This is a genomic window from Comamonas sp. B-9 (assembly GCF_000410635.1).
Lineage (GTDB): Bacteria > Pseudomonadota > Gammaproteobacteria > Burkholderiales > Burkholderiaceae_C > Comamonas.
The window spans coordinates 1-12,140 of the sequence record NZ_APCR01000067.1 but is presented as its reverse complement, the minus strand read 5'-3'; the positions used below and the strand labels follow the sequence as shown (position 1 = coordinate 12,140).

The following is a 12,140-nucleotide window of genomic DNA, read 5'->3' as shown; positions in this document are numbered from 1 at the left end:
GGCTGGGCGCGGCGCTGCTGGCCGCCAGCGCAGGCGTGGCGCTGATCGGCACGGAATTTGTGCCGTTCTTGCTCAGCTCCTTGCTGCTGGGCGCCGGCTGGAACCTGATGATCCTCGCCGGCACCAGCCTGCTGAACCAGGCCTGCAACCCCGAGGAGCGCCCCCAGGCCCAGCCGATGATGGAATGGACCAACAATGGCAGCGCCGCGCTGATGTCGCTCAGCTGCGGCGTGCTGATCCAGACCCTGGGTTGGCAGGCCGTGAATGTGGCGATGCTATTGACCCTGGCGCTGCTGGCCTGGCAAGGCGGCCGCTCGGCCTGGGCGGCGCGGGCGCGGGCCTAGATCACCGAATGCTTGGAGCAGGCCTGCGTGCCAGGCGCTCACGCCAGATGCGCTCCACCCAGGGTGCAAATCCGCCGTCCACGGCGCTGAGCAAGGGCAGGCGCGTGTCGGCTAGCGCCTGTGCCAGCACATCAGCCCAGGCTGGGCTGCCCCAAAGGGCTTGCAAGGGCCCAGCCAGCACCCACTCCTGGCCCCAGAAATACAGCTGGCTCGCCTGCACATTTGCCTGCATCTGCTGCACCTCGGCCAGCGCCTGGGGCTCGGCCAGTTGCAGCCAGATATCGGCATACAGAAAGTCCACCGGCTGCTGCGGCGCTGGGCGCCATTGCAGCGCATCGGCTTGCACAATATGAATCTTGGCCGCTGCCTCTGCCGGCAAGCCTTCCAGCACCTGCATATGCTGGAACAGCGCGATCACCTCCGGATCACGCTCGACCACGGTGACCCGCTCCACGGCCGGGTTCAACGCAATATTGGCCATCACCCAGCCCATCCCCAGGCCCATGACCACCGTGTGGCCATGCGCATGGCGGCAAGCCAGCTCCTGGCTCTCGATCTCGAAAGGCGACAGCGACATCCACGTGTCCCAGCCGCCTTGTGCGCTCTGGCGCAACAGCGCGGTAGAGCCCCCATAGACGCAGCTGCCGCTGTAGTAACCCCTGTCCAGCCCCATGCCGCCGCGCAGCAGCCGCCAGGCGCCCTGCTCGCCCAACTGGTACTGCGGCATATGCCAGGGCGTCTCGAACACCGGCACGCCCAGCGCCTGCGCCAGCACATGGATATCCACGCCGCCTTCGGGCAAGCCTGTGCCGGGCGGAGAAGAGGCGGTCAACGCTTGCATGGGCTCTGAGGGCATGAATGGTCCAAAGGGGAATGGCAGAAACCGCCAGTGTAAAAGCACAAGGCCCGCAGCGATGCGGGCCCAGGAACGGTCAAGCGTCTGGACGCTTACAGATTGCCGACCATGTGCTCGGGCACGACCCACTGGTCAAACTGCTCGGCCGTCACATGGCCGCTGGCCACAGCGGCATCGCGCAGGCTGCTGCCTTCCTTGTGCGCCTTCTTCGCAATATAGGCCGCCTTGTCGTAGCCGATATGGGTGTTGAGCGCGGTCACCAGCATCAGCGAGCGGCTGACCAGCTCGGTGATGCGCTCGCGGTTGGGCTCGATGCCGACGGCACAGTGGTCGTTAAAGCTCACCATGCCATCGGCCAGCAGGCGCACGCTTTGCAGGAAGTTGTGCGCCACCATGGGGCGGAACACATTGAGCTCGAAGTTGCCCGAGGCACCGCCCACATTGATCGCGGCATCGTTGCCAAACACCTGGGCGCAGAGCATGGTCATCGCCTCGCACTGCGTGGGGTTGACCTTGCCCGGCATGATCGACGAGCCCGGCTCATTCTCGGGGATGGAGATCTCGCCCAGGCCGCTGCGCGGGCCCGATGCCAGCCAGCGCACATCGTTGGAGATTTTCATCAAGCTGGCGGCCAGCGTCTTGAGGGCGCCATGGCCAAACACCAGCGCGTCGCAGGAGCCCAGCGATTCAAACTTGTTGGGCGAGGTGATGAAGGGGTAGCCGGTCAGCTTGGCCAGCTCTTGGGCCACGCCTTCGGCATAGCCCTTGGGGGCGTTGAGGCCCGTGCCCACGGCGGTGCCGCCGAGCGCCAGCTCATACAAATGGGGCAGCGCCGACTTGATGTGCTTGGCGCCGTGTTCGAGCTGGGCCATCCAGCCGGAGATCTCCTGGCCCAGGGTCAGCGGCGTCGCATCCTGCAGGTGGGTGCGGCCGATCTTGACGATGTCGTTGAAGGCCTCGCTCTTGGCCTGCAGGGTGCGGCGCAGCTTCTCCAGCGCAGGCAGCAGCTTGCGCTCGATGGCGGTGACGGCGGCCACATGCATGGCGGTGGGGTAGACGTCGTTGCTGGACTGGCTTTTGTTCACCTCGTCATTGGGGTGCACCAGGCGCGACTCGCCGCGCTCGCCGCCCAGCAGCTCGCTGGCGCGGTTGGCCAGCACTTCGTTGACGTTCATATTGGTCTGCGTGCCCGAGCCGGTTTGCCAGACCACCAGCGGGAACTCATCGGGGTGCTGGCCAGCAATCACCTCGTCGGCCGCCGCATTGATGGCCTTGGCCTTCTTCTCGTCGAGCAGACCCAGCGCGTGGTTGACGGTGGCACTGGCCTTTTTCACCTGCGCCAGCGCGTGGATGATCTCGCCGGGCTGCTTCTCGCCGCTGATGTCAAAGTTCTGCAGCGAGCGCTGCGTCTGGGCACCCCAGAGTTTGTCGGCCGGCACATCGATCAGGCCGAAGGTGTCTTTTTCCTGGCGGGTAGCTGTCATGTCTGGATCACTCCTTGTATCTCAACAATTGCAACGCGGCTCGTCTGGCTGGTAAGCGTGTGGCTGGTGGGCCGCAGGATTCGTAAATAGGATGCCGCCCGCTTTGCGGCAAAGCGGGCGCGGCATCGCATCCTAACGCAGGCAATGACAGCCGTTCTCATCTGCATCAAGCAGCCATACTGGGCGCATGCTCTTGCGCCATCTCGACACCTGCGCGACACCTGAGTCTTCTAGAAGACTTATCGGGCATTTGCCACCACCGGCCTGGCGAAAGGCCGATAATTGCCCCCGTGATACCGAGCGCCAACGGCACCATAGCCTTGCGCAATCCAAAACCCACCCCACAAGCACGATGACCACCTCCATCCGTCAGCAGGACCTGATCGACTCGATCGCGGGCGCCCTGCAGTACATCAGCTACTACCACACACCGGATTTCATCCAGCACCTGGCACGGGCCTATGAGCGCGAGCAAAGCCCGGCGGCCAAGGATGCGATGGCCCAGATCCTGACCAACTCCAAGATGAGCGCCACCGGCCAGCGCCCCATCTGCCAGGACACCGGCATCGTCAACGTGTTCCTGAAGGTAGGCATGGATGTGAAGTGGGAAGACTTCACGATGGGCCTGGAAGACGCGATCAACGAAGGCGTGCGCCGGGGCTACAACCACCCCGACAACACCTTGCGCGCCTCCGTGGTGGCCGATCCCCAGTTCGCCCGCAAGAACACCAAGGACAACACGCCCGCCGTCATCAATGTGCAGATCGTGCCGGGCGACAAGCTGGATGTGACCGTGGCGGCCAAGGGCGGCGGCTCGGAGAACAAGTCCAAGATGATCATGATGAACCCCAGCGACAGCATCGTCGACTGGGTGCTCAAGACCGTGCCGACCATGGGCGCGGGCTGGTGCCCACCGGGCATGCTGGGCATCGGCATTGGCGGCACCGCTGAAAAGGCCGTGCTGCTGGCCAAGGAAAGCCTGATGGAAGACCTCGACATGTACGAGCTGCAGCAAAAAGCTGCCAGCGGTGCCGAGCTCGACCAGGTGGAAAAGCTGCGCCTGGAGCTGTTCGAGAAGGTCAACGCCCTCGGTATTGGCGCCCAGGGCCTGGGCGGCCTCACCACGGTGCTGGACGTCAAGATCAACATGTACCCCACGCACGCGGCCTCCAAGCCCGTGGCGATGATCCCCAACTGCGCCGCCACCCGCCACGCCCATTTCGTGATGGACGGCTCCGGCCCCGTGTACCTCGATCCCCCATCGCTGGACACCTGGCCCAAGATCGACTGGGCACCGGACTACAACAAGTCCAAGCGCGTGGACCTGAACACCCTGACCAAAGAAGAAGTGGCCAGTTGGAAGCCGGGCGACACCCTCTTGCTCAACGGCAAGATGCTGACCGGCCGCGACGCTGCCCACAAGCGCATCCAGGACATGCTGGCCAAGGGCGAGCCACTGCCCGTCGACTTCAGCAACCGCGTGATCTACTACGTGGGCCCGGTGGACCCGGTGCGTGACGAAGTCGTTGGCCCTGCCGGCCCGACCACCGCCACCCGCATGGACAAGTTCACCGACATGATGCTGTCGCAGACCGGCCTGATCGCGATGATCGGCAAGTCCGAGCGCGGCCCGGTCGCCATCGAAGCGATCAAGAACCACAAGTCGGCCTACCTGATGGCCGTGGGCGGCGCCGCTTATCTGGTCTCCAAGGCCATCAAGCAGGCCAAGGTGGTCGGTTTTGCCGATCTGGGCATGGAAGCGATCTATGAATTCGACGTGGTCGACATGCCCGTAACCGTCGCCGTGGATGCCGGCGGCACCAGCGCCCACATCACCGGCCCGGCGATCTGGAAGGAAAAGATTGCCACCGGCGAATTCAAGGGCATTGAAGTGGCAGGCGCCTGATCGTCCGGCACCGCTCCCCATAACCGCCTTCGGGCGGTTTTTTGCTGCCTGCAGCCCGCATTCCCAGCTGCTGGGAGCAGCACCTACATCCTGACCGCCTCGGCCAGGCCCCCAAACCGCCCACTTTACCCATTGCGGCCTTCAAACAATCCTATGGCGGCGCCCCGAGTACGGCGCATGCTGTATGGTGGAGGCTGCACACCGATAAGGAACAAAAAACATGGCCAAGCCGAATTACCAGTATGAAAAGCGCCAGCGCGAGCTGGAAAAGAAGAAGAAAAAGGAAGAAAAAGCCCTGCGCAAGGCCAGCGGGCATGCCTCGGACGCGCCGGAAGGCGCTGATGGCGACGCCCCCGAGCAGGAGCCAGCGACCGGCGCGGACAGCAGCGACGCGCCTGCGCAAGACAAGCCGGCCGACTGAGCGCAGCGCCCTTGTGCGCAAAAAAATGGGCCGCCAGCATTGCTGCTGCGGCCCTTTTGCTTATCGGAAAAGGCGCTAGCCGCCCAGCGACGGCAAGGTGTTGAACAGCAGCACCATCAACAGGCCCACGAACGAGACGATAGACTGCACCACGGTGATCGTGCGCGTCGCCTCGCCCATGGTCATGCCAAAGGATTCCTTGACCATCCAGAAACCGGCATGGTTGGCATAGTTGAAGAACAGCGAGCCGCAGCCGATCGACAGCGCCAGCAGAGGCAGGTTCAGGCTGGGGTCGGCAGCGGCGAGCGGCGCGAGCAAACCGGCCGCACCCACGATGCCCACGGTGGCCGAGCCGGTCGAGACCGACAGCAGCATCGCAATGAGCCAGCCCAGCACCAGCGGCGGAAACGCAAACTGGTGCGTCAGGTGCACGATGGCGTCACCCACCTTGGCACTGGTCAGCACCTGCTGGAAAGCGCCGCCGCCGGCAATGATCATGATGATGCCGGCAATCGGCTTGAGGCTGGCGCCCAGGGTGTCGCGCAGCTTTTCTGCATCGCCGCCGCGCAGGTAGACCAGGGTGAAGGCGGCAAACAGCACACCCAGCAGCATTGCAATCAGCGGGTTGCCCAGGAAGCTGGCCACCTGCAGCAGGGCCGAGCCCTTGGGCAAGGCCATCTCGGCCAGCGCATGGGCGAGCATCAGCAGCGCAGGCAGCAGGGCAGACAGCACGCCCATCGCAATGCCGGGCTGGTCCTTGCCGCTGTCGGGCTTGGCTTCGGTGAACTGGTCCAGCAGCGCCTGCTCAGGCCGGGTGGTCATGCGCGGCGTGATGAAGGCGCCGTACAGCGGCCCGCCCAGCACCATCGCGGGCAAGGCGGCCAAAAATCCGTAGAGCATCGTCGGGCCCACCGTGGTCTTCAAGGTCGCAATGGCGGTCAGCGGGCCAGGATGGGGCGGCACCATGCCGTGCATCGAGGCGAGCGCCGCAATCACCGGCACGCCCACATAGACATAGGCCGAGCCCTTGAAGTTCTCGCGGCTCTCGAGCTTGCGCGCCACGCTGAAGATCAGCGGCAGCATCACCACCAGGCCCACTTCGAAGAACATTGGGATGCCGATGATGAAGGCCACCAGGGTCATCGCCCAGGGAATCATGCGGTCCGAGGTGTGGCGCAGAATGGCGCTGGCCAGGCGCTCGGTGGTGCCCGAATCGGCCAGGATCTTGCCGAGCATCGCGCCCAGCGCAATCACCACGCCGACCGCGCCCAGCGTCTTGCCCGCGCCATTGGTGATGTTCTTAGCAATGTCGCCGGGCGCCATGCCGGTGGCAAAGCCCACACCGATACAGACGATCAGCAAGGCCAGCAAGGGGTGCATGCGGATGCGCGAAACAATCAGCGCCACCAGCACCAGCACGCTCACCAAGGCGGTCAGCAGCAATTGGATATCGAAATTTGACATGCGAGAAGATGTGGATTTGTGACACGCATCCCCAGCCACCCACCGCAAAGAGGGGCTTGGGCATGCCCCAACCCTCCCATCCTACGCCGATCAGCCACCCCAGGCTGTAGTCGGATTTCGGCGGGCGGGGCGGCTGCCCCGCTCCCTGCCACCCGCCATCAAGGCGCGGTAGAGGCGCCGGATTCAAACCAGCGCTTGACCAGATCGCGCTCGTCGGCACTCAGCCCATCGGGGTTGCCAAAGGGCATCTTGCGCAGCACCACCACCTGCTGGTAGATCTGCTGGGTGTGCTGGGCCACCTCGCCGGGGCTGTCGAGTTTCACATTCTTTTGCGCCAAGCCCGTGGCGCTGTGGCACAGCACGCAGCGCTGGGCAAACACCTTGGCCACCTCACCATAGGGCACGGCGCCAGCGGCGGGCTGGCTGGCGGGGGCCGATGCGGGCGCAGCGGCTGCTGCGGGCTTGGGGCCGGGGCGCAGCCAGGCGATCACGCCCAGAATCACCAGCACGCCGATCAGCGCATAAGGCCAGGGGTGCTTGTTGCGGCCGAGCTTGTGGCCATGGCGCAGCACAAAGAACTGGCGAATGGCCGCGCCGGCAAACATCATGCCGATGAGCACCAGCCAGTTGTACTTCTGGTTGTAGAGCCAGCCGTAGTGGTTGGACAGCATCGCAAACAGCACCGGCAACGTGAAATAGGTGTTGTGCACACTGCGCTGCTTGCCGCGCTTGCCGTAGATGGGGTCGACCGGGTCGCCATTCTTGAGCGCCCGCACCACGGTGCGCTGGCCCGGGATGATCCAGAAGAACACGTTGGCGCTCATCGAGGTGGCCAGCATCGCGCCCATCAGCAAGAAGGCCGCCTGGCCCGGGAAGATATGGCAGGCCAGGTACGCGGCAATGCAGACCAGCACCAGTACCATCGCGCCCACGATCGCATCGCCATGCTTTTTGAAGCCAAACACGCGGCAGATGCCGTCGTACAGCAGCCAGAACACCGCCAGAAAGCTCAGCGCCGTGAACACCGCCAGTGGCGCGCTCATCGCATTGGGGTCGGCCGGGTTGACCAGGTAGATATTGGCGTTCCACAGGTAGGACACCGTCAAGAGCGCAAAGCCCGACAGCCAGGTGGTGTAGCTCTCCCAGTAGAACCAGTGCAGGTGGTCGGGCAGCTTGGGCGGCGAGACATTGAACTTGACCGGGTGGTAGAAGCCGCCGCCATGCACGGCCCAGAGCTCACCGCTCACACCCTGCTTTTTCAGGTCTTCGTCTTCGGGCGGGGTCAGGCTGCTGTCGAGGAACACAAAATAGAACGACGAACCGACCCAGGCAATGGCTGTGATCACATGCAGCCAGCGCAACAACAGGTTCGCCCAATCGAGGATATAGCCTTCCATTGCTCTCATCCTTGGCAGCGTGGGGTCTGCCAGTGCGAGGGAGGGGTGATGCCCGCTCTCCTCATCAAGCAGCCAGCGTGGAGGCACCGGCCACTTGTTGAACCTGCTCACCACGGCGGGCGATCTGAGCAGCAGACAGGCCGCAATCCACAGCCATCATCGGGATGACCGGGGCACCGCTGCGACCTTTTGTAGACTCAAAGTGTATGCAATTTCTGCCGCCCAAAGGTCGGCAAAAAGCTGCACAGCCCCTAGATAAAACCCTGATGCAACGCAGCAAACCCGCTGCAGGTGGCCTCTACACCGCATACGCAGCACCTGCCCAGGGGGGAAGACCCATCAGGCATGCTGCGTTCGCTGCAAATGCTGCAAAAGCTGCGCGGCCACCGCAATCGCAATCACCTCCGGGGCCTTGCCCTGGATGCCCGGCAGCCCGATCGGGCAGGTGATGCGGGCAAACTCCGCATCGGCAAAACCCCGCTCGGCCAGCCGGTGCGCAAAGCTGGCGCGCTTGGTAGCGCTGCCAATGAGCCCGATCAGGTCCAGATCGCCGTGCTGGCGCTGGCGCTGCAGGCAGGCCTGGGTGATCTGCAGGTCCTGCTGGTGGTCGTGGGTGAGGATGAACACACTGCTGCCCGGCGCCAGAGCGGCCACCGCACCCTCGATCGGATCGGAATACTCGGTCTGCACGTTGGCCGGCAACGCGGGCGGAAACAGCGCCTCGCGGCTGTCCACCCAGGTAATGGCTAACGGCAGGTTGCTCAGCACCTGCACCAGGGCTGCGCCCACATGGCCCGCGCCAAACACCGCCACGGGGCTGCACTCGGGCGCCAGCTGCTGCGCCAGCGGTTCGCTGTCGGCCTGCGCAATGCGCTGAAACCGCAGGTGCACCACGCCGCCGCAGCATTGGCCCAGGCGCGGGCCCAGCGCAAAGCGCTCGCTTTGCGGCGCGCCGCCACGGGCCAGCAGATCGCGGGCCTTGTTGGCGGCCTGCCACTCCAGGTGGCCACCGCCAATCGTGCCCAGCTGGTCCTGGGCAAACACGGCCATCCAGGCACCGGCGTCGCGCGGAGCCGATCCCTGGGTAGACTCCACCTGGACCAGACAGGCATCCTGCGTCGCCAGGCGCGCCAATAATTGCTGCAGTACGGGCATGCCTTGTTCCATGATGAAGATCGGCCTGCCATACTGCAGGGCCGCTATAGACGGATTTGTACCATGAGCGATCGACCCTCCACCTCCCTGCTGTCACGACTTTGGCATACGCTTTTTCGTATACCGCAAACGTCGCCCGCGCCCCCACGGGCAGCAGCCGGCGGGCCCGCAAAGCCGCCCCACGCCCCCGAGCAGGACGACGACCAGGACAGCTATCTGTCGGTGCTGACCCAGTTGCCCGGCGCGCGCATGCCCCAATGGTCCCCGGAGGCCGATGGGCAGGACTCGGTGCTCAACCCGGTCGCCGACGAGGCCTACCGCAAGCGCTGCGCCCAGCACCTGTATGAGCGCTACGCCGAGCGCATCTACCCGGGCATGCTGCCGCCCATGCTCTATGCCATCGGCGTGCTGGAGCTCTTGCTCGATGAAGACGGCCATATCCAGGACATGAACTGGATGCGCGAGCCCGCGCAGGCCCAGGAAGTGCCGCCCCTGATCGAGGCACTGGTGCAGGCCGCTGCGCCCTTTCCCGCCCCCCAGCACTTGCGCCACGGCGAAGTCATGGTCTCCTACACCGAGACCTGGCTCTGGGATGCCTCGGGCAAGTTCCAGCTGCACACCTTGAGCGAAGGCCAGCAGTAAAAAGGCAGGCATAGGACAGGCGCGACAAGCGCAAAAAAACCGGCCTGCTGGCCGGTTTGTGCTTTGCAGACGCGGTGGGCGCTGCCTTATTCCTTGATCTTGGTGATCTTGGCGCCTTGCAGCGACACGCCTGCTTCCAGGCCGGCATTGTTCAGCACAAAGCTGGTCACCGGGGCCTGGGCCGAGGTGGTGTCGATGCTGCCGTTGGCGCCAACACGGCCTGCGGCCACGGTGGCATCTGCACCCACTGACCAGCCGTTGCTCTGGCGGAACTTGGCCAGCGCTTCGGGCGTGTTGAACACATAGATCACAGCCTTGGACTGGCCACCGGCCTGCCAGCCGATCGACGCGCCCGTGGTGCTGTAGTAGCTGTCGCTGCGGCTGCCCACGCGCAGCACGCCGCGGCCGTGCTCCACGCCCACCACAAAGCTGCCACCAATCACCGATGGGAACACCAGCACGCCCTTGGAGCGTGCGACCAGGTCCTTGGAGCCAGGGGCGGTCTGGTACAGGCGCTCCAGCGCGGCGTTGGCACGGGCGTCTACCGACGTCTCATCGGCACGAGGCGCATTGCTGGTTTCAGGCTTGGTGACCGTGCAGGCCGCCATCGACAGAGCGCCGGCAACCACTGCAGCGGCGACACCCAGGGTGCGCATGGAAAAACGTTGCATACCTACTCCTTTGAAATTTGCTGTTATGTCAATCAGGTTGGCACCGCTGTGAATCCTGCGATGCGCCTAGGAGCAAATAGTAGCCATCCCCGATGACGCTGGAAGGCCGCAGCCGCAACTTGCGGCTTCGGCCTACAGTTTTGGCGATGCGCGTTTGAGACAGGTCAAGGGCCGATGAAGGATGACGCCTTGGCTCACATCGGCTCTCTAATAGCACCCTCGTCAACTCAATCCAGTCAGGCGGTATGAGCCCGTTGTGACTGCCTCACGCATCGCGTGCTCAATCCAATCGACTTCATCGTTATGGTAGATTTAAACTATTTACTATCACTTCTCGATTGGAACTTGCATGTCAGGAAAGCCCGCCGCCCGCATCGAGGCCAAGGTCAAATACGCACCCATCGTCACGGGCTCGCGCACGGTCCTGATCGGCACCCAGGGCGGGGTGGCTTGCTCGGTATGCCCAAGCGGCACAGCAGTCGGCAACCCCGTCAACCCGCAGCTAGGCGCCAAGGTTCTGTCCGGTGCTTCTGACCTCGACTTTGCGTTGCCCGGCGCCATGCCGCTCGTCTGGCAGCGCCAGTACAGTAGTTACGTCAATGCCGAACAAGGCGGCTACTGCGGCATGCTCGGTTACGGCTGGGGCCTGCCGATGGAGCTGCGGATATCGATGCAGGCAAGCGCCACCTTGCTGCACGACAGCCAGGGCCGAACCATCACCTTTGATGCGCTGGCGCCGGGCGAATCGATCTACAGCGCGAGCGAAGATATCTGGCTGCTGCGCTCAGGCATGCACGCGGGAGGGCTCTCGCAGGAGTTGGCCGCGATGACGGGCGCTGCAAGATTCAGTGCAGAGGGACCGCACAGCACAAACGCAAACGCAAACGCAAACGCCAACGCAAAGCAGCACCCAGGCCAAGCCCCTCTATGGTGGCAAGGCCGCTTTGCCTGGATCGGGCGCGATATGGCTTGCAGTGATCTGCTGGTCTTTGCCTCGACGGGCAATGGCGACACCGTCTGGGTGCTTGCGCCGGCTAACTGGCAGGCGATCGAAGCGGCGCGTGCGGCCGCGCAGGCGGATGCGGCTACGGGCAATGCGGCGAAGGAGAAGACGGCAGCAGTTCCTTCATCTGCACCCGATCCTGACCCGAACTGGATCTTGCTGGGCAAGATAGACCGCCTGGACCGCAAACAGCGCTACCACTGGTCAAAGGTGCTGGGCCAGGAGCGCATCACCGGCATCGATGATGGTGTGGGCCGCCACTACCAGCTGCACTACCAGCAAATCCTGCCCGCGCAGGATGCCCAGCATTACAGCCACGCCGATGGCCACTTCTTCTGGCAAGCCGACAGCGGCGTGCGCCTGACCAGCATCCGCCTCGCACGCGACCCCGCCGCCACCGATCAAACGGAACCCATCACCCTGGTGCACTACAGCTACAGCGCCCAGGGTGACTTGCTTGAGGTGCAAGACCGCCACGGCCACACCCCCCGCCGCTTTGCCTGGCGCAACCATTTGATGGTCTTCCACCAAAAGCGCAGCGGCCCCGAGCACCACTACGCCTACGACCGCTATGAACCGGGCGGCCAGGCCATTGCCCAGCGTAACCAGGAGGGCCTGGACTACCAGTTTGCCTACCAGGTGCTCCCCGAAGCCAACGGCCAGCCGCGCAGGGCCTGCGTGGTCACCGATAGCCTGGGCCGCGTAGACAGCTACATCTTCCAAGGCGAGGCGGGCCTGGCGCGGCTCGTAGAGCACCAAAGAGCGGATGGCAGTACGGTGCAGCGCAGCTACAACCA

General features: G+C 64.3%; 10 protein-coding genes and 1 pseudogene. 5 read left to right on the top strand and 6 right to left on the bottom strand.

Annotated elements, in window-relative coordinates:
- Window positions 1-344 (top strand): annotated as a pseudogene (locus H928_RS31970) (MFS transporter); the annotation flags it as partial.
- A gap of 1 nt (window position 345) precedes the next feature.
- Here H928_RS31970 and H928_RS0100590 read toward each other — a convergent pair.
- Together H928_RS0100590 and fumC are read right to left on the bottom strand one after the other, a co-directional pair.
- Complete coding sequence (locus H928_RS0100590; RefSeq protein ID WP_239644862.1) at window positions 346-1,185, bottom strand: hypothetical protein; 840 nt, start codon at window positions 1,183-1,185, stop codon at window positions 346-348.
- Window positions 1,186-1,292: 107 nt separating this feature from the next.
- Complete coding sequence (fumC, locus tag H928_RS0100585) at window positions 1,293-2,684, bottom strand: class II fumarate hydratase (RefSeq protein ID WP_021024732.1); 1,392 nt, start codon at window positions 2,682-2,684, stop codon at window positions 1,293-1,295.
- Between the two features lie 352 nt (window positions 2,685-3,036).
- Here fumC and H928_RS0100580 point away from each other — a divergent pair, with 352 nt between their 5' ends.
- Both H928_RS0100580 and H928_RS0100575 read left to right on the top strand, forming a co-directional pair.
- The gene (locus H928_RS0100580) at window positions 3,037-4,590 is read left to right on the top strand and encodes a fumarate hydratase (protein ID WP_021024731.1); all 1,554 of its coding nucleotides are present in this window, start codon (window positions 3,037-3,039) and stop codon (window positions 4,588-4,590) included.
- A 220-nt stretch (window positions 4,591-4,810) separates the two neighbouring features.
- On the top strand, window positions 4,811-5,011 hold the full coding sequence (locus H928_RS0100575; protein ID WP_021024730.1) for a hypothetical protein: 201 nt from the start codon (window positions 4,811-4,813) through the stop codon (window positions 5,009-5,011).
- A gap of 75 nt (window positions 5,012-5,086) precedes the next feature.
- On the opposite strand, the gene H928_RS0100570 is transcribed toward H928_RS0100575, so the two are convergent.
- The 3 genes from H928_RS0100570 to xdhC form a co-directional block, all read right to left on the bottom strand.
- The gene (locus tag H928_RS0100570; protein ID WP_021024729.1) at window positions 5,087-6,475 is read right to left on the bottom strand and encodes a GntP family permease; all 1,389 of its coding nucleotides are present in this window, start codon (window positions 6,473-6,475) and stop codon (window positions 5,087-5,089) included.
- A 158-nt stretch (window positions 6,476-6,633) separates the two neighbouring features.
- Window positions 6,634-7,872, bottom strand: a complete 1,239-nt coding sequence (locus tag H928_RS0100565; protein ID WP_021024728.1) for a urate hydroxylase PuuD — start codon at window positions 7,870-7,872, stop codon at window positions 6,634-6,636.
- A gap of 339 nt (window positions 7,873-8,211) precedes the next feature.
- The gene (gene xdhC / locus H928_RS0100560; RefSeq protein WP_027010367.1) at window positions 8,212-9,027 is read right to left on the bottom strand and encodes a xanthine dehydrogenase accessory protein XdhC; all 816 of its coding nucleotides are present in this window, start codon (window positions 9,025-9,027) and stop codon (window positions 8,212-8,214) included.
- 63 nt (window positions 9,028-9,090) lie between these two features.
- Here xdhC and H928_RS25575 point away from each other — a divergent pair, with 63 nt between their 5' ends.
- Window positions 9,091-9,669, top strand: a complete 579-nt coding sequence (locus H928_RS25575) for a hypothetical protein (RefSeq protein ID WP_148292981.1) — start codon at window positions 9,091-9,093, stop codon at window positions 9,667-9,669.
- Window positions 9,670-9,755: 86 nt separating this feature from the next.
- Here H928_RS25575 and H928_RS0100550 read toward each other — a convergent pair whose 3' ends face one another.
- Entirely contained in the window at window positions 9,756-10,340 is a 585-nt protein-coding gene (locus tag H928_RS0100550) for a YSC84-related protein (RefSeq protein ID WP_021024725.1), read from the bottom strand.
- A 349-nt stretch (window positions 10,341-10,689) separates the two neighbouring features.
- Between H928_RS0100550 and H928_RS25570 the strand changes: the two genes are divergently transcribed.
- The coding region (locus H928_RS25570) for a DUF6531 domain-containing protein (protein ID WP_043338077.1) at window positions 10,690-12,140 on the top strand (1,451 nt) is incomplete at its 3' end.